Below are 20526 nucleotides of genomic sequence, written 5' to 3'. Positions count from 1 at the left end.
CGGGCCCCTCAAGATGGGCCGAATGTGCCGTCTGCCGGGGCACCAAGTGCAAGATCGCGAGGGTCCGGGGGTGCGGTGGGGGTGGGGTCAGCGGGCGTCGTAGGCGAGGACGGGGGTGTTGTCGGCGCGGAGGAGTTCGAGGCGGACCAGCTCACCCTTGGTGAAGTGGGTGACACCGGTGAAGCGGACGTCGTCGCCGGGGGCGGCCAGCCAGGAGCCGATCTGCTCCGTCGCGCCGTCCGGGCCGTGCGCCACCAGCCGGAAGGTGTACGCCTCGCGGTGCCCGGCCCGCCGGTCGTACCCGCAACGCATGATCACCTCGGTGCCCCAGTCGGTGCCGGTCAGCGCGATCTCGGCGTGCACCGGCACCGCCCCGGCGACCGGCCGCATCGCCACCAGCGGCACCTGCGGCGGGGGCGCGTCGGCCGGCCGGACCAGGGTCCCCCCGACGCCCACCAGCACGGCGAGCACGGCGGCGGCGAGCGCGGTCAGCGCGTACCGCCGGCGGGACCGGAACCGCTCGCGGCGCCGGCGCTCCCGTGCGGCGTCGAGCAGCGCGGGCATCCGGGAGGTCTCCGACGCGGACGGGACGAACTGTTCCAGCCCGGCCGGGTCGAGCCGGCCGAGCAGCCCGGGCAGTACGGCGATCTCCGCCACCGCCTCCCGGCAGGCCGCGCAGCCGGACAGGTGCCGCTCGTAGGCGGCCCGGTCGGCGGGGGCGAGGGCGCCGAGCACGTATGCGCCGTCGTCGTGCGCGAACTCGCAGCGGCTCATCCGGTCACCCCCATCTCGGCCAGCGCCAACCGTAGTGAGCGCAGCGCGTAGTGGGTGCGCGACTTCACCGTGCCCGGCGGTACACCGAGCCGGGCGGCCGCCTCGGCCACCGACCGTCCCTGGTAGAAGCACTCGACCAGCACCTCCCGGTGGGTCGGGCTGAGCCGGTTCAAGGCCTCGGCCACGGTCCACGCCTCCACCGCGCGCTCCGCTTCGTCGACGGTGTCGGGCGGTTCGGGCAGCTCGTCGGTGTAGACCTCGCCGACCCGGGTGGACCGGCGCCGCCAGGCGTCGATCGCCAGGTTCCGCGCCGTGGTGAAGAGCCAGGCCCGGACCGAGCCGCGTCGGGGGTCCAGCGACTCGGGGTGCCGCCAGGCCCGCAGCAGCGTCTCCTGCACCAGGTCCTCGGCCCGCGGCCGGTCGCCGTTGACCAGCCGGAGGGCGTGCGCGAAAAGCGCGTCGCCGTGCTCGTCGTGCAGCGCGCGCAGCAGTTGGGCGTCTTGGTCACTGATGGCGGGTCACCTCGCTCTCGGCGGCGAGTCCGGCGATGCGTTCGCCCGTGAACACGTGCGGGGACCCCGATCGGTTCAGCCGGATCGGGGCCGCACGTATTCCTGGGCGGTGCACGTCGGCGCCGACGCGGTGCGGGTCAGGTGTCCGCGGCGATGCCGTCGGCGACGGCCCGGGCGACGGTGAGCAGCTTGGCCCGGACCACCCGGGCGGAGGTCATCATCTCGCTGGCCGGCAGCGCGCAGGCCAGCACCACCCGGCGCTCGATGTCCTTGTCCGGGGTGACCAGCACCGCGGCGCACGCCACGCCCTGCCGGAACTGCCCCAGCTCCAACTGCATGCCGCGCCGGTCGCCGGCGGCCAGGTCGGCCTCGAACGTCTCGATCGTGGTCAGGGTGGCGCTGGTGAACGGGCGCATGCCGTACTCCCGCAGGTAGCGGAAGCGCTGCTCGGCGGTGAGGGTGGCGAGCAGGCTCTTGCCGAGCGCGGTGGCGTGCGCGCCCTCGTCGAAGCCCGGCACCAGGTCCTCCAGGTACGGCGAGCGCGGCCCCTCGGCGACCGCCGTGACGGCCACCTGGCCGCCCACGAAGCGCCCGAGGTAGTGGCTGTACCCGGTGTCGACGGCGGCCCGGCGGAGCGCCTCACCGACCGTGGCCGGGCCGCGGAACGCGGTCACCAGCTCGCGGTAGCGGTCGGCCACCTCCAACCCCACGATGTACGTCCCGTCCTCGCGACGGATCACGTAGCCCTCGTACGCCAGGGTGCGGACCAGGTGGTACGTGGTGGCCACGGTCAGCTCGCAGCGGCGGGCGATCTGCTTGACGGTCAGGCCCTTCGGCGCACGGCCGACCGACTCGAGCACTCGAAGCGCGCGGGACACGCTCCGGATCAGGTCCGAAGGTTCCGCCAAGGGGTCGCGCACAACCACCTCCGCCGCCGGGGACTTACACCATATGAAAAACAGGCCGAGTGCGAAATGCCTGTTCGGGTCGAGGATGCCAGATCACCGGGCACAGCCCGTACATCGACAGACACGATCCGCTGCCAAACGTGGTCGGCGTAGGTTTGCCTGACCATGACCGACACCGTGCTCGACCCCGCACCTGCCGCGTCCCGGCGGACCGTCCGGGCCAGCGCGGGCGCCGTCGCCACCACCATCGCCTGCGTGCTGCCCGTCTTCCTGGTCGGCGGTCTCGCCGTGCAGATGGGCCGCGACCTCCACTTCTCCCCCGCCGGGCTGGGCCTCGCCGTCTCGGTCTACTTCGGGATCAGCGCGCTCGCCTCGGTCCCTTCCGGGGCGCTGGTCGAGCGGTACGGCCCGGCCGTGGTGGCCCGCGCCGGCATCCTGCTCTCCGCCGGCTCGCTGCTGGCCGTGGCGACACTGGCGCGGTCGTATCCGGTGCTGGTCGCGCTGCTCGGGCTGGGCGCCGCCGCGAACGCCCTCGGCCAGCTCGCCAGCAACGCCGCGTTGGCCCGGCACGTGCCCGCCCACCGGCAGGGGCTGTCGTTCGGGGTGAAGCAGGCCGCGATCCCGGTCTCCACGCTGCTGGCCGGCGCGGCGGTGCCGACCATCGCGCTGACCGCCGGCTGGCGCTGGGCGTTCGTGGCGGCCGCCGGGGCCGCGCTGGCCGCGCTGCCGGCCGTACCCCCGCAGGAGGGCGACCGGACCGCGCGGGCCGCCGCCACCCGCGCCGGCCGGGCCACGTGGGCGCTGGTGGTGGTTGGGCTGGCGGCGACGTTGGCCGCGGCGGCGGCCAACGCGCTGGGCACCTTCGTGGTGGATTCCTCGGTCGGCCGCGGGCTGTCGCCCGGCCTGGCGGGCCTCACCCTGACCCTGGGCAGCGCGGTCTGCGTGGCGGCCCGGGTCGCCGCCGGCTGGCTCGCCGACCGCCGGGAGCACGGCCACGTCGCCCTGATCGCCGGCATGCTGGTGGTGGGGGCGGTCGGGCTGGGCCTGCTCGCCGTGACGGGAGCGGTGCCGCTGGTCGTCGGCGTGGTGCTCGGCTTCGGGCTCGGCTGGGCCTGGCCCGGGCTGATGAACTTCGCGGTGGTTCGGCTGCACCCGCAGGCCCCGGCCGCCGCCACCTCGATCACCCAGACCGGGGTGTACGCCGGTGGCTGCCTCGGCCCGCTCGGCCTCGGCGCCGTCGCCGCGCACCTCGGCTACCCGGCGATGTGGGCCACCGCGGCGATCGCCATGCTCGTGGCCGCCACCCTCATGCTCACCGGCAGCCGCCTCCTCACCCACCTTTGACGCCCACCCGGCGCGGGGCGGGGCGGGTCAGCTGGTGCGGTCGGCGATGTAGTCGCAGAGGGATTCGAGGGCGCAGCGGGCCGGGCTCTCGGGGAGGGGGGCGAGCCGGGCCCGCGCCTCCTCGGCGTAGCTGCGAACGGTCTCCCGCGCGCGCTTGAGCGCCGGGGACTCGCGGAGCAGGCCGAGCGCCTCGGCGTGCAGCGCGTCGTCGACCAGTGGGCCGGTGGCCAGGATCTCCCGCAGCCGGACGGAGGCGGCGTCGGAGTCGTCCGCGGCGATCGCGTAGAGCACCGGCAGGGTCGGTACGCCCTCGCGCAGGTCGGTGCCGGGGGTCTTGCCGGACTGCCTCGATTCGGAGGCGATGTCGAGCAGGTCGTCGGAGAGCTGGAAGGCCACCCCGATCGTCTCGCCGTACCCGCCCAAGGCCTCGGTGTGCTCGGGGGACGCGCCGCCGAACATGCCGCCGAAGCGGGCCGAGGTGGCGATCAGCGAACCGGTCTTCCCGGCGATGACGTTCAGGTAGTGGACGACGGGGTCCTCGCCGTCTCGGGGGCCGACTGTCTCCGCGATCTGCCCGTGCACCAGCCGGGCGAAGGTGCGCGCCTGGAGGCGGACCGCCTCGGGGCCCAGATCGGCCGCCAGGTCGGCGGCGCGGGCGAAGAGGTAGTCGCCGACCAGGATGGCCACCGAGTTGGCCCAGCGCGAGTTGGCGCTCGGGGCACCCCGGCGCACGGCCGCCTCGTCCATCACGTCGTCGTGGTAGAGCGTCGCCAGGTGCGTGAGCTCCATCACCACGGCGGCCGGGACGACCTGCGGTCCGGTCGGATCGCCGAACTGCGCGCACAACGCCACCAGCAGCGGGCGGAACCGCTTCCCGCCGGCCTCCATCAGGTGCCGCGCGGCCTCGGTGACGAGCGGGTCGGCGCTGGCCACGCTGGCCCGCAGCTCAACCTCGACGTCCTCCAGCAGGCCCAGAACGGAAGCCTCGACGCGGGGATCGGCGAGGTGCAGGCCGAGCGCGCCGAACTGACCCGTGCCGTCCGGACCCCGACGACCGCCGGAGCCGGTGGCACCTGAACGCTCGCCAGCCGGAATCACCACGTCTTCAACCATGCCACACCCGTTCGACCTGCCCCGGACAGGGGGACACGGACCGGGGGCCGGTACGCCACGGCGTACCGGCCCCCGGTGGGAGAACCTCGGTCATCGCACGAATTCGGCCGCACCGTTGGCCAGGTCGAGCAGCGGCGCCGGGGCGACACCCAGGACCAGCGTGGCCAGCACGCCGATCACCAGGGCCGCCGAGGTGAGCGCGCCCGGCACGGTCACCGTCGGGGTGGCGTCGCCCGGCTCGGAGAGCCACATCATGACCACGACCCGCAGGTACGGGAAGGCCAGCACCATGCTGGTCAGCACGCCGGCGATCACCAGCCAGGCCTGGTTCGCGTCCAGCGCCGGGGCGAAGACGGCGAACTTGCTGGTGAACCCGCTGGTCAGCGGGATACCGGCGAAGGCGAGCAGGATGAAGGTGAAGATCGCCGCGAAGAACGGCGACCGCCGGCCCAGCCCGGCCCAGCGGGACAGGTGGGTGGCCTCACCGTCCGCGTCCCGGACCAGGGTCACCACGGCGAACGCGGCCAGCACCGAGAAGCCGTACGCGACCAGGTAGAACATCGTGCCGGAGAGCCCGTCCTTGCTCGGCGCCAGCACGCCCACCAGCAGGTAGCCGGCGTTCGCGATCGACGAGTACGCCAGCAGCCGCTTGATGTCGGTCTGGGTGACCGCCAGCACCGCGCCGACCAGCATGGTCAGCACCGCCACCGCGCCGAGGACCGGGGTGAAGTCCCAGGCGGCCCCGGAGAAGGCGACGTGGAAGACCCGCAGCAGGGCACCGAACGCGGCGACCTTGGTGCAGGCCGCCATCAACCCGGTGACCGGAGTCGGGGCGCCCTGGTAGACGTCCGGCGTCCAGACGTGGAACGGCGCGGCGGCCGCCTTGAAGAGCAGGCCGATGGCGAGCAGCGCCATGCCGGCGAAGAGCAGCACCGGGCTGGCCGGGGAGTCGGTCACCGCGGCGTGCACGGTGGCGAAGTCGACCCCGGCCGACCGACCCGGGGTGCCGGAGGTGAAGCCGTAGATCAGCGCCACCCCGAACAGGAAGAAGGCGGAGGCGTACGCGCCGAGCATGAAGTACTTCATCGCCGCCTCCTGGCTGAGCAGCCGCCGGCGACGGGCCAGCGCGCAGAGCAGGTAGAGCGGCAGCGAGAAGACCTCGAGCGCGATGAACATGGTCAGCAGGTCGTTCGCCGCCACGAAGATCAGCATGCCGCCGATCGCGAAGGTGACCAGCGGGTACACCTCGGTGGTCCCGCCGGCGCCGTCGGCCTGCCGCCGGTCTTCGGGCGACTCGGCGGTGACCGCGGCGTGGGCGACGAACGCCCCGCCCCGCTCGATCGAGCGCTCCCCGATCAGCAGCAGCGCCATCGCGGCGAGGATCAGGATCGCGCCCTGGAGGAAGAGCGTCGGCCCGTCCACCGCGATCGCCTGGCCGGCGGTGAGCAGCCGGTCGTCGGAGTTGAGGATGACCATGGTGAGCGCGGCGAGCACCGCCACCAGGGCGAGCGTGAGCTGCACCCCGTTGCGCAGACGCCGGGGCACGAACGCCTCGACCAGGACGCCGACCAGGGCGACGCCCAGCATGATCAGGATCGGAGCGAGCGCCGCGTAGTCGATCGACGGCAACTTCAGCTCGGTCATTTTGCGGCCTCCTGGACGCTACCGACCGTCGGGGCGGGATCGGTCCGACCGACGTCCTGCATGGTCGCGCGGACGGCGGGGTTGATGACATCGGTGACCGGCTTGGGGTAAAAGCCGAGCAGCACGATCAGCGCGATCAGCGGAGCGACCACGACCTTCTCGCGCAGGGAGAGGTCGCGGCGCATGCCTTCGACCTCGGTCAGGGCCGGGTTGAGGGTGCCCTGGGTGGTGCGCTGCACCATCCACAGCACGTACGCCGCGGCCAGGATGATGCCGACGGTGGCGATCACCGCGACCGGCTTGTTGGTGGTGAAGGTGCCGATCAGCACCAGGAACTCGGAGACGAACGGCGCGGTGCCGGGCAGCGCCAGCGAGGCGAGACCGGCGAAGAAGAGCACCCCGGCCAGCAGCGGGACCAGCTTGCCGGCACCGCCGAAGTCGCTGATCAGCGCCGAGCCGCGGCGGGCGATCAGCATGCCCACCACGAGGAAGAGCAGGCCGGTGGCGAGGCCGTGGTTGAGCATGTAGAGCACCGCGCCGGTGCCGGCCTGGCTGGTGAAGGCGAAGATGCCGACCCCGATGAAGCCGAAGTGCGCGATCGAGGTGTACGACACCAGCCGCTTGAGGTCGTTCTGGCCGACCGCCAGCAGCGCGGCGTAGATGATGCCGATCACGCCGAGCGCCAGCGCCCAAGGGGCGAACCACCGCGACGCCTCGGGGAACAGCGGCAGGCAGTACCGCAGGATGCCGAAGGTGCCGACCTTGTCCAGCACGCCGACCAGCAGCGCCGCCGCGCCGGCCGGGGCCGCACCACCGGCGTCCGGCAGCCAGGTGTGGAACGGGAAGAACGGCGCCTTGATCGCGAACGCGAGGAAGAAGCCGAGGAAGAGCCAGCGGGCGGTGCCGGTGGAGATGTCCACCTGGCTCAGCGCCTGCCAGTTGAAGGTCTTCCCGCCGACCACCCAGAGGCCGATCACGGCGGCCAGCATGAACAGGCCGCCGACCAGCGAGTAGAGGAAGAACTTGACCGCCGCGTACTGCCGCTGGTGGCCGCCGTAGCTGCCGATGAGGAAGTACATCGGGACGAGCATGACCTCGAAGAACACGTAGAACAGGAAGACGTCGGCGGCGGCGAAGACGCCGATCATCGTGCACTCGAGGACGAGCAGCAGGGCGAAGTAGACCGGCACCGACCGCTTCGACGACTCGGCGTCATGCCAGGACGCCAGGATCACCAGCGGTACCAGGATCGCGATCAGCATCAGCATGACCAGCGCGATTCCGTCGGCGGCGAAGGTGAAGCTGACGCCCCAGTTCGGGATCCACGGGTACGACTCGCGGAACTGGAACCGGTCACCGTCGGCCTGGAAGGTGATCCACATGATCACCGACAGCACCAGCACCAGCAGCGACCAGCCGAACGCCACCTGCTTGGCCAGCTCCGGCGAGCGCCGCGGCAGCAGGGCCACGACCAGGGCACCGACCAGCGGTGCCACGGTCAGCACCGAGAGGAACGGGAAGTTGGACATTATTCGGCCTTACCTCCGTCGTGACTGCGTGGCCCGCCGGCGGGGGCGGCCGGGAAGAGGTCGATCACGCCAGCCACCCCGCCTGCACCGCCAGGAACGCCGCCACCACGAGCAGCGCGCCGGTCAGGATCGAGGTCGCGTACGACCGCACGAAACCGGTCTGCAGCCGTCGGAGCCGGCCCGACCCACCGCCCACCGCGGCGGCGAGGCCGTTGACCAGCCCGTCGATGCCCCGGTTGTCGAGGAAGACCAGCGCCCGGGTGAGGAAGATGCCCGGCTTCTCGAAGACCGCCTCGTTGACGGCGTCGGTGTAGAGGTTGCGGCGGGCGGCGGTGACCAGCACGCCGGCCGGCTGCGGCTCGGCGGCCGTGCCGTTGCGGAACAGCGCCCAGGCCAGCCCGGCGCCGAGCACGGTGACCACGATCGACAGGATGGTGATCACGAGGTGCGGGAGCACGGCGTGCGCCTCGCCACCGGCCTCCTCGCCGAGCACCGGGGCCAGCCAGGAGACCACCCCGTCGTTCCACGTCATCAGGGCACCGGCCAGCACCGAACCCGCCGCGAGCAGGATCAGCGGGATCGTCATCAGCTTCGGCGACTCGTGCGGGTGCTCGATGTCCTCGGTCCACCGCTTCGGGCCGTGGAAGGTGAGCACGAAGAGCCGGGTCATGTAGAAGGCGGTGAGTCCGGCGCCGAGCAGCGCCGCCCCGCCGAAGAGCCAGGCGGTCCAGCCCTCCCGCTCGAAGGCGGCCGCGATGATCGGCTCCTTGGAGAAGTAGCCGGAGAGCGGCGGGATGCCGATGATGGCGAGCCAGCCCATCATGAAGGTCAGCCAGGTGACCTTCATGTACTTCGACAGGCCGCCGAACCGGCGGATGTCCACCTGGTCGTTCATCCCGTGCATGACCGAACCGGCGCCGAGGAACATGTTGGCCTTGAAGAAGCCGTGCGCCAGCAGGTGGATGATCGCCAGCGCGTACGCCCCGCCGCCGAGGCCGACGCCGAGGAACATGTAGCCGATCTGGCTCACCGTCGACCAGGCCAGCACCCGCTTGATGTCATCCTTGGCCGCGCCGATGACGCAGCCGAGCAGCAGGGTGAGCGCGCCGACGCTGACCACCACGAGCTGCAGGGTGCTGTTGGCCGAGAAGATCGGGTTGGAGCGGGCGATCAGGTAGACGCCGGCGGTGACCATGGTGGCCGCGTGGATGAGCGCCGACACCGGGGTCGGGCCCTCCATCGCGTCCGGCAGCCACGCCTGGAGCGGGAACTGACCGGACTTGCCGGCCGCGCCGAGCAGCAGCAGCAGGCCGAGCACCAGCACGGTGGTGCCGGTCAGCGCGCCCACGCCGTTGAAGACCTCGTCGTACTGAGTGGTGCCGAGGGTGGCGAACATGACGAAGATGCCGATGGCCAGGCCGGCATCGCCGACCCGGTTCATCAGGAACGCCTTCTTTCCGGCGGTGGCCGCGCTCGGCCGCCCGTACCAGAAGGAGATCAGCAGGTACGACGCCAGACCGACGCCCTCCCAGCCGAAGTAGAGCATCACGTAGTTGTTGCCGAGCACCAGCAGCAGCATCGCGGCGACGAAGAGGTTGAAGTACGCGAAGAACCGCCGCCGGCCCTCGTCGTGCGCCATGTACTCGACCGCGTAGAGGTGGATCAGGAAGCCCACCCCGGTGATCAGCAGCACGAAGACCCCGGCCAGCGGGTCGAAGAGCAGGCCGAAGTCCACCTTGAAGTCGCCGACCGAGATGAACTGCCACAGGCTCTGCTCTACCGACTTGTTCTCCAGGCCACGCAGCTGGAAGAAGTAGGTCAGGCCGAGCACGAAGGCGGCGCCGATGGCGCCCACCCCCAGCCAGTGCCCCCAGCGGTCGGCCCGCCGGCCGAGCAGCAGCAGGATCGCCGCGCTGACCAGCGGGATCGCCACCAGCAGCCAGACGCTGCCCAGCAAGCCACCTGCCGGAGCGTAAGCGACGGCGTTGATCGGCTCAGCCGATGCGTGCGCCAGAGTCTCTTCCACTTGCTTGCCCCTTAGTACTTGAGCAGGTTGGCGTCGTCGACGCTCGCGGAGCGCCGAGTCCGGAAGATCGACATGATGATCGCGAGCCCGACCACGACCTCGGCCGCCGCCACCACCATCACGAAGAACGCCATGATCTGGCCGTTGAGGTCGCCGTTGATCCGGCTGAAGGTGACCAGCGTCAGGTTGGCCGCGTTGAGCATCAGCTCGATGCACATGAACAGCACGATGGCGTTGCGCCGGACCAGCACGCCGACGGCACCGATGGTGAACAGCACCGCGGCGAGGATCAGGTAGTAGTCGGGGGTCACTTCTTGTCCGTCCCCTTCAGCGAGGTCTCCGCGGCGGTCAGCTCCCGGGCCGGCAGGATCGCGGGGATGCTGCGGTCGGTCAGCCGGCCGTCGGGCAGGCGGGCCGGGGTGGCCACCGAGGAGGAGGTGGCGAAGACGCCCGGGCCGGGCTTCGGTCCGGGGTAGTTGCCGGGGCTGAACCGGGCCTTCATGGTGGCGACCTGGTCCATCCGGTCCTCCTTGCGCCGCTCCACGTGCGCCAGCACCATCGCGCCGACGGCCGCCGTGATCAGCAGCGCCGAGGTCAGCTCGAAGGCGAAGACGTACTTGGTGAAGAGCAGCCGGGCGATGCCCTGCACGTTGCCCTCGGCGTTGGCCTGTTCCAGGCCAACCGCCCGGACGCCGTGGAGGGCCCGGTAGATGCCGCTGCCGACCAGGCCGGCGAAGCCGAGTCCGAGCACGACCGCGGCGACCCGCTGCCCGCGCAGCGTCTCGATCAGCGAGTCCGAGGCGTCCCGGCCGACCAGCATCAGCACGAACAGGAAGAGCATCATGATCGCGCCGGTGTAGACGATGATCTGCACCATGCCGATGAAGGGGCCCGCCTGGAGCACGTAGAACACGCCCAGGCAGAGCATGGTCAGCACCAGCCAGAGCGCGGAGTGCACCGCGTTGCGGGCCCAGACCATGCCGATCGCGCCGATCAGCGCAAGCGGGGCGAGGATCCAGAAGGTCACCGCCTCGCCGCCGGAGACCGAGGCCGCCTCGGCGAGCACCGTCTGCGTGGTCATGCCGGATCCTCCTTGCCTGCCGCGGCCCGCTGGGCTGCCTGCTCGGCGCCGGGGAAGGTCACCCCGGGGTGTTCCTCCACCTGGTACCCGCCGGCCGCCGGCGAGCGCTCGGCGCCGGCCGAGGTGCCCGGGTTGGTCAGCGAGCCGATGTAGTAGTCCTTCTCGCTGTCGCCCAGCCGCATCGGGTGCGGCGGCTGCTCCATACCCTCGAGCAGCGGCGCCAGCAGCTGCTCCTTCGTGAAGATCAGGTCCTGCCGGTTGTCCCGGGCCAGCTCGTACTCGTTGCTCATGGTGAGCGAACGGGTCGGGCAGGCCTCGATGCAGAGCCCGCAGAAGATGCACCGGGCGTAGTTGATCTGGTAGACGCTGGCGTACCGCTCACCCGGCGAGAAGCGCTGCTCGTCGGTGTTGTCGCCACCCTCCACGAAGATCGCGTCGGCCGGGCAGGCCCAGGCGCACAGCTCGCAGCCGATGCACTTCTCCAGCCCGTCCGGGTGCCGGTTGAGGATGTGCCGCCCGTGGTAGCGCGGCGCCGAAACCGGCGGCTTGAAGGGGTAGTCGGTGGTGACGACCTTCCTGAACATGTGGGAGAAGGTGACACCGAATCCCTTGAACGTTCCGGTGATCGCGCCCACGTCACACCTCCCTGGAGTCCGAGCCGGCAGCGATGTTGGCCGGCTCCCGCTCGGCGACCACGCGCTTGGTGCGCGGGCTCGGTGGTACCTGCAGATCCATCGGGGGCAGCGGGAAGCTGCCGTGCGGACGGCTGTTGGCCTGTTCCTGGAGCGTCGGCTTCGGCTCCCTCTTGCGGCTCGGCCAGAGGAGCGTGGCCAGCAGCAGCATGCCCGCGCCGATGGCGGTGGCGAGCAGCCGGTCCCGGGTCTGCCAGTTCTCGATCGAGCGCAGCCCGGACAGGACCAGGATCCAGACCAGGTTGATCGGGAGCAGGACCTTCCAGCCGAAGCGCATGAACTGGTCGTAGCGCAGCCGGGGAAGCGTGCCCCGCAGCCAGACGAAGACGAAGACCAGGATCAGCACCTTGCCGAAGAACCAGAGCATCGGCCACCAACCCGAGTTGGCACCCGACCACAGGGTGATCGGCCAGGGGGCCCGCCAGCCGCCGAGGAAGAGCGTGGTGGTGACCGCGGACATGGTCACCATCGAGACGTACTCGGAGAGCATGAAGAGTGCGAACTTCAGCGAGCTGTACTCGGTCATGAAGCCCGCGACCAGCTCCGACTCCGCCTCGGGCAGGTCGAACGGTGCCCGGTTGGTCTCACCGACGGTGGCGATGAAGAAGATGATGAAGCTCGGCAGCAGCAGGATCGCGTACCAGCCGGGGGCCGGGATCTCAGTGCCGGCGATGGTCAGCCGGGTGGCGTCCCCCTGGGCGGCGACAATCCCGCTGGTGGACATCGTGCCGGCGGTCATGAACACCGCCACGATGCTCAGCCCCATCGCGACCTCGTACGAGATCATCTGGGCGCTGGACCGGAGGCCGCCGAGCAGCGGGTACGTCGAGCCGGAGGCCCAGCCGCCGAGCACGATGCCGTAGATGCCCATCGAGGAGCAGGCCAGCAGCACCAGCACCGCCACCGGCACGTCGGTGACCTGGAGCGGCGTGTGGTGGCCGAAGATGCTCACCATCGGGCCGAACGGCACCACCGACAGCGCGGTCACCGCGCAGATCACCGAGATGGTCGGCGCGAAGAAGAAGACGACCTTGTCGGCGGTCCGCGGGAGGATGTCCTCCTTGAAGGCCATCTTCAGGCCGTCGGCGAGGGTCTGCAGCAGGCCGAACGGGCCGACCTGGTTGGGGCCGGGCCGCACCTGCATGAACCCGACGACGCGCCGCTCGAACCAGACGCCGAGCAGCGTGGCGAGCAGAGCGAAGACGAAGGCAAAGACGATCTTGCCGAGGACCAGCCACCACGGGTCGTGCCCGAAGTCAGCCAGCGTCGGGTCCTGCGCGAGGACAGTCACTGAACACCCCCAGCGTTGAGGAGCGGGCCCGGGCGACCGGCCGCATCCGCGGCGACCGGACCGGCCGCGGCGGGCGCGCTGAGTCGTACGACCGCGCCGGACGTCGCGCCGAGGCTGCGCCGCACGGTCGAGCCGGGTGAGTTGGTCGGCAGCCAGACGACACCGTCCGGCATCTCGGTGATCGCCGCCGGCAGGGTGACCGCCCCGCGGTCGGTGCCCACCGTCACCGGGTCACCGTCGGCGACGCCGATCGCCTCCGCGGTGCCCTTGCCCAGCCGGACCACCGGCGGGCGGGCGGTGCCGGCGAGGTCCTCGTCCCCGTCGGTCAGGCTGCCCAGGTCGACCAGCTGGTGCCAGGTGGCCAGCACGGCCTCGCCGGCGCCGGGCTGCGGCACCGCGGCCGGCTCGACGGACGGCGCGGCCGGGCGGCCCATCCGGGTCGGCGGCAGCGCGCCCAGCTCCCGGCGGACGCTCATCACGTCGCCGGTGCCGAGCCGGACGTCGAGCTGGGCGGCGAGCGCGTCGAGCACCCGGCCGTCGGTCATCGCGGCGGTCTCCAGGACCGCCTCGAAGGTGCGCAACCGGCCCTCCCAGTCCAGGAAGCTGCCGGCCTTCTCGACCACCGGGGCGACCGGGAAGACCACGTCCGCCCGGCGGGCCACCGCGCTGTTCCGCAGCTCAAGGCTGACCAGGAACGGCACCGCGTCGAGGGCCTGCTCGGCCAGCCGCGGGTCGGCCAGGTCGGCCGGATCGACCCCGGCCACCACGAGCGCGCCGAGCTGCGCGTTCGCGGCGGCGGCGAGGATGCCGTCGGTGTCCCGGCCGGCCTGGCTCGGGATCACCCCGGCCGCGATGTCCCAGGCCTCGCCGAGCTCGGCCCGGGCGGCCGGCTCGGTGACCAGGCGGCCACCGGGGAGCAGGTTGGGCAGGCAGCCAGCGTCGACCGCGCCGCGGTCACCCGCGCGCCGCGGCACCCAGGCCAGCTTGGCCCCGGTACGCCGGGCGACGCTCGCCGCAGCGGAGAGCCCGCCCGGCACGGCGCCCAGTCGCTCGCCGACGATCAGGATCGCGCCCGGCGTGCTCAGCGCCTCGGCGACCGTGGCGTGCTCGGCCAGCACGCTGGCCTCCTCGCCCGGCACCACCCGGGCCAGCTTTGCCCCGAGCTTCTCCAGGCCGCGGGTCGCGAACGGCGCGATCGCGTACACCGTGAGCTTCTTCTTCAGGTACGCCTTGTGCAGCCGCAGGAAGAGGATCGGGCACTCCTCCTCCGGCTCCAGGCCGACCAGCACCACCGCGGGCGCGTTCTCCACGTCCGCGTAGGTGACGTCGGTGAACCCGGCGACGGTGCTGGCCAGGAAGTCGGCCTCCTCGCGGGAGACCGGCCGGGCCCGGAAGTCGATGTCGTTGGTGTTCAGCGCGACCCGGGCGAACTTCGCGTACGCGTAGGCGTCCTCGACGGTCAGCCGGCCGCCGGTGAGCACCGCCGTGCCCCGGCCGCCGTCCCGGGCGGCGCGCAGCCCCTCGGCGGCGCGGGTCAGCGCCTCGCTCCAGGAGGCCTCACGCAGGTCACCGGATCGCTCGTCGCGGACCATCGGGGTGGTGAGCCGGTCGAAGGCGCGGGTGTACTGGAAGCCCCACCGACCCTTGTCGCAGTTCCACTCCTCGTTCACCGCCGGGTCGTCGCCGGCCAGCCGGCGGAGCACCTTGCCGCGCCGCCAGTCGGTGCGCTGGGCGCATCCGGCCGAGCAGTGCTCGCAGACGCTGGGGGTGGAGACCAGGTCGAACGGGCGGGCCCGGAACCGGTACTGCGACCCGGTCAGCGCGCCCACCGGGCAGATCTGCACGGTGTTGCCGGAGAAGTACGAGTTGAACGGCACGTCACCGCTGCCATCCCCGGGCTCCGCGCCGTACGCGTCGTCCCGGTAGATGTTGATCTCCTCGGCGGACGACCGGCCCATCAGGTCGATGAACTTGTCGCCGGCGATCTCCTCGGAGAACCGGGTGCAGCGCTGGCAGAGCACGCAGCGCTCGCGGTCGAGCAGCACCTGGGTGCTGATCGCCATCGGCTTCTCGTACTCCCGCTTGTGCTCGTGGAAGCGCGAGTCGGTCCGGCCGGTGGACATCGCCTGGTTCTGCAGCGGGCACTCGCCGCCCTTGTCACACATCGGGCAGTCGAGGGGGTGGTTGAGGAGCAGCAGCTCCATCACCCCCTCCTGCGCCTTCTTGGCGACCGGGGAGGTGAGCTGAGTGCGGACCACCATGCCGTCGGCGACGGTCTGCGTGCAGGAGGCGACCGGCTTGCGCTGGCCCTCCACCTCCACCAGGCACTGCCGGCAGGCGCCGGCCGGGGCCAGCAGCGGGTGGTCGCAGAAGCGCGGGATCTCGGTGCCGAGCTGCTCGGCGACCCGGATCAGCAGCGCTCCCTTGGGGGCGGTGACCTCGACGCCGTCGATGGTGAGGGTGACGGTCTCGGTCTGCTTGGCTACGTCGGTCATTAGTGGGCTCCCACCAGCTGCTTGTCCGACAGCTTCGGCGCGGTACGTCCCTCGATGTAGTCGAGGTAGTCCTGCTTGAAGTACTTCAGCGACGAGGTCACCGAGCTGGTCGCACCGTCACCCAGACCGCAGAACGAGCGGCCGAGAATGTTGTCGCAGGTGTCGAGCAGGGTGTCCAGGTCCTCGTGGGTGCCCTGGCCGGCGAGGATCCGCCGGTAGACCCGGACCATCCAGTAGTTGCCCTCCCGGCACGGGGTGCACTTGCCGCACGACTCGTGGTGGTAGAACTCCAGCCACCGGTAGGTCGCGTAGACCGGGCAGTCCTGGTCGGAGAAGATCTGGGTGGCCGTGGTGCCCAGGATCGAGCCGGCCGCCGCCACCCCCTCGAAGTCCAGCGGCACGTCCAGGTGCTCGGCGGCGAGCAGCGGGGTCGACGACCCGCCCGGGGTCCAGAACTTCAGCTCGTGCCCGGGCTGCATCCCGCCCGCCAGCTCGATCAGCTCACGCAGCGTGATGCCCATCGAGCACTCGTACTGGCCGGGGTTGGCGATCCGGCCGGACAGCGAGTAGATCATCGGGCCGGAGGACTTCTCCGTCCCCATGGTCTTCCACCAGTCCGCCCCGCCCAGCACGATGTACGGCACGCTGGCGATGGTGCCGACGTTGTTGACCACCGTCGGGCTGGCGTACAGGCCGTGGGTCGCCGGGAACGGCGGGCGCAGCCGGGGCTGGCCCCGGAAGCCCTCCAGCGAGTCCAGCAGCGCGGTCTCCTCGCCGCAGATGTACGCCCCGGCGCCGGAGTGCACCACCAGCTCCAGGTCGAACCCGGAGCCGAGGATGTTCCGGCCGAGGTAGCCCTTGGCCTGGGCCTCGGCCACCGCGTTGCGCAGCCGGCGGGCGGCGTGCACGGCCTCGCCCCGGATGTAGATGTAGGCGCGGTGGGCCCGGATCGCGTACGCCGCGATGATCACGCCCTCGACCAACGCGTGCGGGTCGTGGGTCATCAGCGGCAGGTCCTTGCAGGTGCCCGGCTCGCCCTCGTCGGCGTTGACCACCAGGTAGTGCGGCTTGCCGTCGCCCTGCGGGATGAATCCCCACTTGAGACCGGCGGGGAAGCCGGCCCCGCCGCGGCCGCGCAGCCCGGAGTCCTTGATCAGCTGGATCAGGTCGTCCGGGTGGGCCTTGAGCGCCTTGCGCAGGGCGGCGTAGCCGTCCAGCTTCTCGTAGGTGCCGATCCGCCAGGCGTCCGGCGACAGCCAGCGCTTGGTCAGCACCGGCGTCAGCTTGGCCAGCGTCTCCGGCCGAGGAGTGGTCACTTCTGGCCCCCCGTTTCGCTCGCGACGGCCGGGCTCGCGCCATTGGCGCCCGCCGATGCTTCCTTGAGGTTGCGCTCCTGCGCACCGGCCTCGTCACCGGCGGGCTTGCCGTCGCCGGCCGGCGGGTTGGCCACCACGCCGGCGGCCTGCGCCGCCTCCGCGTCGCGCGGTGCCGGCGCGGTGGTGTCCGCCGGGACCTTGGTGCCAGGGGCGTCCGGCACGGCGGTCCGCGCGTCCGGCTGCCGGGTCTCGGCGGTACGCACCTGCGGCGACTTGTCGTCCGGTGCCTTCACGTCGGGTGCGGTGCTGCCGGTGGCCTGCTCCGGCTTCGCCGGCTCGGCCTTGGCGGGCTCGGCCTTCGCCTGCGCCGCGGCCTTGTCGGCCTCGGCCTTGCTCCGGATCGGGGTGTTCGGGTCGAAGCCCGGCACCGCGATGCCGTGCTGCTCGGCCAGCCGCAGGCCGCGCAGGGTGGGCTCGCCCGGGCCGCCGTCGGCGACCGCGCCGTCGCGGTCGTCGGCGAAGCCGGCGAGCTGCACCGCCATCTCCTTGAGCGTGCAGAGCCGGGCGCCCCGGGTCGGCATCGGCCGGCCGCCGGCGCGGATCTCCTCGACCACGCCGAGCGCGCCCTGCGGGTCGACGCCGTCGAAGAAGTCGTAGTTGACGGTCATCACCGGGCCGTAGTCGCAGGCCGCCAGGCACTCGGCGTGCTCCAGGGTGATCTTCCCGTCGGCGGTGGTCTCGTCGTGCCCGACGCCGAGGTGCTGGGCGAGGTTGTCGTAGACCTCCTGGCCGCCCAGCACGTTGCACATCGTGTTGGTGCAGACGCTGACCAGATAGTCGCCGGTCGGCTTGCGCTTGTACATGGTGTAGAAGGTCGCCACCGCCCCGACCTGGGCCTTGTTCAGCCCGAGCACCTCGGCGCAGAACGCGACGCCGGCCGGGGAGACGTACCCCTCCTCGGACTGCACCAGGTGCAGCAGCGGCAGCAGCGCCGAACGGGACCGGTCCGCCGGGTATCGGGAGATGATCTCCCGCGCCCGCTCGCGCGTCTCTTCGGTAAAGACAGTCATCGGTCACAACCACCCATCACGGGGTCCAGCGAGGCGCCACCGGCGATCACGTCGGCGATCAGGCCGCCCTCGGCCATCGCCGGGAGGGCCTGGAGGTTGACGAAGCTCGGCTCCCGGTAGTGCACCCGGTAGGGCCGGGTGCCGCCGTCGGAGACCGCGTGCACGCCCAGCTCGCCGCGGGGCGATTCGATGCCGACGTACACCTGGCCCGCCGGGACCCGGAAGCCCTCGGTGACGAGCTTGAAGTGGTGGATCAGCGACTCCATCGACTGACCCATGATCTTGGCGACGTGCTCCAGCGAGTTGCCCATGCCGTCGACGCCGATGGCGAGCTGCGCCGGCCAGGCGATCTTGCGGTCGGCGACCATCACCGGGCCCGGCTTCAACCGATCGAGCGCCTGCTCGACCAGCTTCAGCGACTCCCGGATCTCGGCGAGCCGCACCTGGTAGCGGCCCCAGACGTCGCCGTCCGGGTGGGTCGGCACGTCGAACTCGTACGTCTCATAGCCGCAGTACGGCATGGTCTTGCGCAGGTCCCAGGCGAGACCGGCGGAGCGGAGCACCGGCCCGGTGACGCCGAGCGCCAGGCAGCCCGTCACGTCCAGTACGGCGACGCCCTTGGTCCGCTGGGTCCAGATCGGCTGACCGGAGAGGAGATCCTCGTACTCCTTGAGCTTCTTCGGCATCATCGTGAGGAAGTTGCGGATCTTGACGATCGCCTCGTCCGGCACGTCCTGCGCCACACCGCCCGGCCGGATGTACGCGTGGTTCATCCGCAGGCCGGTGATGTTCTCGAAGATGTCGAGGATGTACTCCCGCTCGCGGAAGCCGTACAGCATGATCGAGATCGCGCCCAGCTCCATGCCGGTGGTGGCCAGCCAGACCAGGTGTGAGGAGATCCGGTTCAGCTCCATCATCAGCACCCGGATGGTGGTGGCCCGCTCGGTCACCTCGTCGGTGATGCCGAGCAGCTTCTCCACCGCCAGCGCGTACGCCGTCTCGTTGAACAGCGGGGCGAGGTAGTCCATCCGGGTCACGAACGTCGAGCCCTGGACCCAGTTGCGGTATTCCAGGTTCTTCTCGATGCCGGTGTGCAGGTAGCCGACGACCGAGCGGACCTCGCGGACCGTCTCGCCCTCCAGCTCCAGGATCAGCCGGAGCACGCCGTGCGTGGACGGGTGCTGCGGACCCATGTTGACGACGATCCGCTCGTCGTTGATCGGGTCGGTGCCGGCGACGACCTGGTCCCAGTCACCACCGGTGACGGTGAAGACCCTGCCCTCGGTGGTCTCGCGCTCGGTCGCGTAGTTCGACGTGGTCACTGGTAGGACCTCCTACGGTCCGGCGGTGAGATTTCCGCACCCTTGTACTCGACGGGCACGCCGCCGAGCGGGTAGTCCTTGCGCTGTGGGTGCCCCTCCCAGTCGTCCGGCATGAGGATCCGGGTCAGGTTGGGGTGGCCGTCGAAGACGATGCCGAACATGTCGTACGCCTCCCGCTCCTGCCAGTCGGCGGTCGGGTAGACGGCGGTGACGCTCGGCAGGTGCGGGTCCTCGACGGAGACCGCGGCCTCCAGCCGGACCCGGCGCCGGTAGGTCAGCGAGGTGAGCTGGTAGACCACGTGCAGCCGCCGCTCGTCCGCGCCCAGGTAGTCCACGCCGGACACCGAGGAGCAGAGTTCGAAGCGGAGCGCGAGATCGTCCCGCATCACCTGGCAGACCTCGGCGATCCGCTCGGGGCGGACGTGCAGGGTCAGCTCGCCGCGGTCGACGACGACCTTCTCGATCGCGTCGCCGAAGGCGGGGTACGCCTCCTCCAGCGCGTCGCGGACCTCGTCGAAGTAGCCGCCGTACGGTCGGGGCGCCTCCTCGATCGGCGTGCGCTGGCGGACCAGGCCGCCGTAGCCGGAGACGTCGCCGGTGCCGTGCATGCCGAACATGCCGCGCCCGGCCGGGCTGGCCGGCGGGTACTCGGCCGGTGCGCCGGTGCTGGCGCCGGCCGGCACGACCGGTACCGGCACCCCGCCGTCGTTCGCCTTGTCGTCAGGTGCGGTCACTTGATGCCTCCGTGCGGCTGGAGGTGGTGCTGGGCCTTCATCCAGTTCTCGATCCGCAGCTGCTCCTCGCGCCCCTCGCGGACCGCCTTGGTCCACTCGGCACGCCGGGCCTTGTCGTTGCGGTACGACGACGGCATCGAGCCGTAGGGCACCACCGGCACGTCTCCGCGCTCCTTGCGGGCCTCCAGCATCTTGCGGCCGTTCGCGCCCAGCGGCTCGTGCATGATCTTCTCGCGGAGCTTGAGGATCGCGTCGATGAGCATCTCCGGCCGGGGCGGGCAGCCCGGGAGGTACATGTCGACCGGCACCACGTGGTCGACGCCCTGGACGATCGCGTAGTTGTTGAACATGCCGCCGCTGCTGGCACAGACGCCCATGGAGAGCACCCAGCGGGGCTCGGCCATCTGGTCGTAGATCTGGCGCAGCACCGGGGCCATCTTCTGGCTCACCCGGCCGGCGACGATCATCAGGTCCGCCTGGCGGGGCGAGGCACGGAAGACCTCCATGCCCCAGCGGCCCATGTCGTAGTGCGGACCACCGGCCGCCATCATCTCGATGGCGCAGCAGGCCAGGCCGAAGGTGGCGCCCCAGACGGACGACTTTCGCGACCAGTTGACCAGCTTCTCCACGGAGGTGAGCAGGATGCCAGCGGGAAGCTGCTCCTCGATACCCATC

At 71.4% G+C, this 20526-nt stretch carries 18 protein-coding genes; 1 reads left to right on the top strand and 17 read right to left on the bottom strand.

All coding sequences use genetic code 11. The annotated features are described in order from the left end of the window. Window positions 1-87: 87 nt before the first annotated feature. The 3 genes from SLP03_RS07240 to SLP03_RS07230 form a co-directional block, all read right to left on the bottom strand. Complete coding sequence (locus SLP03_RS07240; RefSeq protein WP_319459744.1) at window positions 88-774, bottom strand: zf-HC2 domain-containing protein; 687 nt, start codon at window positions 772-774, stop codon at window positions 88-90. After that, entirely contained in the window at window positions 771-1265 is a 495-nt protein-coding gene (locus SLP03_RS07235; protein WP_319459796.1) for a sigma-70 family RNA polymerase sigma factor, read from the bottom strand. The genes SLP03_RS07240 and SLP03_RS07235 overlap by 4 nt, the downstream gene beginning before the upstream one ends. A 158-nt stretch (window positions 1266-1423) precedes the next feature. Further along, on the bottom strand, window positions 1424-2206 hold the full coding sequence (locus SLP03_RS07230; protein WP_319459743.1) for an IclR family transcriptional regulator: 783 nt from the start codon (window positions 2204-2206) through the stop codon (window positions 1424-1426). A 153-nt stretch (window positions 2207-2359) separates the two neighbouring features. On the opposite strand from SLP03_RS07230, the gene SLP03_RS07225 reads away from it, so the two are divergent. Further along, the gene (locus tag SLP03_RS07225; protein ID WP_319459742.1) at window positions 2360-3538 is read left to right on the top strand and encodes an MFS transporter; all 1179 of its coding nucleotides are present in this window, start codon (window positions 2360-2362) and stop codon (window positions 3536-3538) included. A 27-nt stretch (window positions 3539-3565) separates the two neighbouring features. Here the strand turns inward: SLP03_RS07225 and SLP03_RS07220 are convergent, their stop codons facing one another. The 14 genes from SLP03_RS07220 to SLP03_RS07155 form a co-directional block, all read right to left on the bottom strand. Beyond that, the gene (locus SLP03_RS07220) at window positions 3566-4651 is read right to left on the bottom strand and encodes a polyprenyl synthetase family protein (protein ID WP_319459741.1); all 1086 of its coding nucleotides are present in this window, start codon (window positions 4649-4651) and stop codon (window positions 3566-3568) included. A 90-nt stretch (window positions 4652-4741) separates the two neighbouring features. Then, window positions 4742-6295 carry an NADH-quinone oxidoreductase subunit NuoN gene (gene nuoN / locus SLP03_RS07215; RefSeq protein ID WP_319459740.1) on the bottom strand — a complete coding sequence of 518 codons (1554 nt, stop codon included), beginning with the start codon at window positions 6293-6295 and terminating at the stop codon, window positions 4742-4744. After that, a complete protein-coding gene (locus SLP03_RS07210; protein WP_319459739.1) occupies window positions 6292-7824 on the bottom strand; it encodes an NADH-quinone oxidoreductase subunit M in 1533 nt (510 codons plus the stop codon). Before SLP03_RS07210 ends, nuoN begins: the two co-directional genes overlap by 4 nt. Window positions 7825-7888: 64 nt before the next feature. Then, window positions 7889-9850, bottom strand: coding sequence for an NADH-quinone oxidoreductase subunit L (nuoL, locus tag SLP03_RS07205; RefSeq protein WP_319459738.1), 1962 nt, complete (start codon window positions 9848-9850; stop codon window positions 7889-7891). An 11-nt stretch (window positions 9851-9861) separates the two neighbouring features. Next, a complete protein-coding gene (gene nuoK, locus SLP03_RS07200) occupies window positions 9862-10161 on the bottom strand; it encodes an NADH-quinone oxidoreductase subunit NuoK (RefSeq protein ID WP_319459737.1) in 300 nt (99 codons plus the stop codon). Next, the gene (locus SLP03_RS07195) at window positions 10158-10931 is read right to left on the bottom strand and encodes an NADH-quinone oxidoreductase subunit J (protein ID WP_319459736.1); all 774 of its coding nucleotides are present in this window, start codon (window positions 10929-10931) and stop codon (window positions 10158-10160) included. Before SLP03_RS07195 ends, nuoK begins: the two co-directional genes overlap by 4 nt. Further along, window positions 10928-11566 carry an NADH-quinone oxidoreductase subunit NuoI gene (gene nuoI, locus SLP03_RS07190; RefSeq protein ID WP_319459735.1) on the bottom strand — a complete coding sequence of 213 codons (639 nt, stop codon included), beginning with the start codon at window positions 11564-11566 and terminating at the stop codon, window positions 10928-10930. Before nuoI ends, SLP03_RS07195 begins: the two co-directional genes overlap by 4 nt. Window position 11567: 1 nt before the next feature. Next, window positions 11568-12914 (bottom strand): NADH-quinone oxidoreductase subunit NuoH, encoded by a 1347-nt coding sequence (nuoH, locus tag SLP03_RS07185; RefSeq protein ID WP_319459734.1) that lies wholly within the window; start codon window positions 12912-12914, stop codon window positions 11568-11570. Further along, window positions 12911-15409, bottom strand: a complete 2499-nt coding sequence (locus SLP03_RS07180) for an NADH-quinone oxidoreductase subunit G (protein WP_319459733.1) — start codon at window positions 15407-15409, stop codon at window positions 12911-12913. Before SLP03_RS07180 ends, nuoH begins: the two co-directional genes overlap by 4 nt. After that, window positions 15409-16725, bottom strand: coding sequence for an NADH-quinone oxidoreductase subunit NuoF (gene nuoF / locus SLP03_RS07175; RefSeq protein WP_319459732.1), 1317 nt, complete (start codon window positions 16723-16725; stop codon window positions 15409-15411). The genes SLP03_RS07180 and nuoF overlap by 1 nt, the downstream gene beginning before the upstream one ends. Then, on the bottom strand, window positions 16722-17795 hold the full coding sequence (gene nuoE, locus SLP03_RS07170) for an NADH-quinone oxidoreductase subunit NuoE (protein WP_319459731.1): 1074 nt from the start codon (window positions 17793-17795) through the stop codon (window positions 16722-16724). Before nuoE ends, nuoF begins: the two co-directional genes overlap by 4 nt. Further along, window positions 17792-19117: an NADH-quinone oxidoreductase subunit D gene (locus tag SLP03_RS07165; RefSeq protein WP_319459730.1), complete on the bottom strand. Its 1326-nt coding sequence runs from the start codon at window positions 19115-19117 to the stop codon at window positions 17792-17794. Before SLP03_RS07165 ends, nuoE begins: the two co-directional genes overlap by 4 nt. Then, window positions 19114-19851, bottom strand: coding sequence for an NADH-quinone oxidoreductase subunit C (locus SLP03_RS07160; protein ID WP_319459729.1), 738 nt, complete (start codon window positions 19849-19851; stop codon window positions 19114-19116). Before SLP03_RS07160 ends, SLP03_RS07165 begins: the two co-directional genes overlap by 4 nt. After that, a complete protein-coding gene (locus SLP03_RS07155; RefSeq protein WP_319459728.1) occupies window positions 19848-20525 on the bottom strand; it encodes an NADH-quinone oxidoreductase subunit B family protein in 678 nt (225 codons plus the stop codon). The genes SLP03_RS07160 and SLP03_RS07155 overlap by 4 nt, the downstream gene beginning before the upstream one ends. Window position 20526 lies beyond the last annotated feature (1 nt).

The sequence above is a fragment of the Micromonospora sp. RTP1Z1 genome, from assembly GCF_033804685.1.
In the GTDB taxonomy this organism is placed as follows: domain Bacteria; phylum Actinomycetota; class Actinomycetes; order Mycobacteriales; family Micromonosporaceae; genus Micromonospora.
The sequence above is the reverse complement of the archived record's forward strand: the minus strand, read 5'-3'. Positions and strand labels throughout refer to the sequence as shown.

Excerpts from the sequence above, each read along its gene's own strand:
- SLP03_RS07240 (WP_319459744.1), bottom strand. The coding sequence starts at position 774 with ATGAGCCGCTGCGAGTTCGCGCACGACGACGGCGCATACGTGCTCGGC.
- SLP03_RS07225 (WP_319459742.1), top strand. The coding sequence starts at position 2,360 with ATGACCGACACCGTGCTCGACCCCGCACCTGCCGCGTCCCGGCGGACC.
- SLP03_RS07180 (WP_319459733.1), bottom strand. The coding sequence starts at position 15,409 with ATGACCGACGTAGCCAAGCAGACCGAGACCGTCACCCTCACCATCGAC.
- nuoN (WP_319459740.1), bottom strand. The coding sequence starts at position 6,295 with ATGACCGAGCTGAAGTTGCCGTCGATCGACTACGCGGCGCTCGCTCCG.
- SLP03_RS07220 (WP_319459741.1), bottom strand. The coding sequence starts at position 4,651 with ATGGTTGAAGACGTGGTGATTCCGGCTGGCGAGCGTTCAGGTGCCACC.
- nuoE (WP_319459731.1), bottom strand. The coding sequence starts at position 17,795 with ATGACTGTCTTTACCGAAGAGACGCGCGAGCGGGCGCGGGAGATCATC.
- SLP03_RS07195 (WP_319459736.1), bottom strand. The coding sequence starts at position 10,931 with ATGACCACGCAGACGGTGCTCGCCGAGGCGGCCTCGGTCTCCGGCGGC.
- SLP03_RS07155 (WP_319459728.1), bottom strand. The coding sequence starts at position 20,525 with ATGGGTATCGAGGAGCAGCTTCCCGCTGGCATCCTGCTCACCTCCGTG.
- SLP03_RS07210 (WP_319459739.1), bottom strand. The coding sequence starts at position 7,824 with ATGTCCAACTTCCCGTTCCTCTCGGTGCTGACCGTGGCACCGCTGGTC.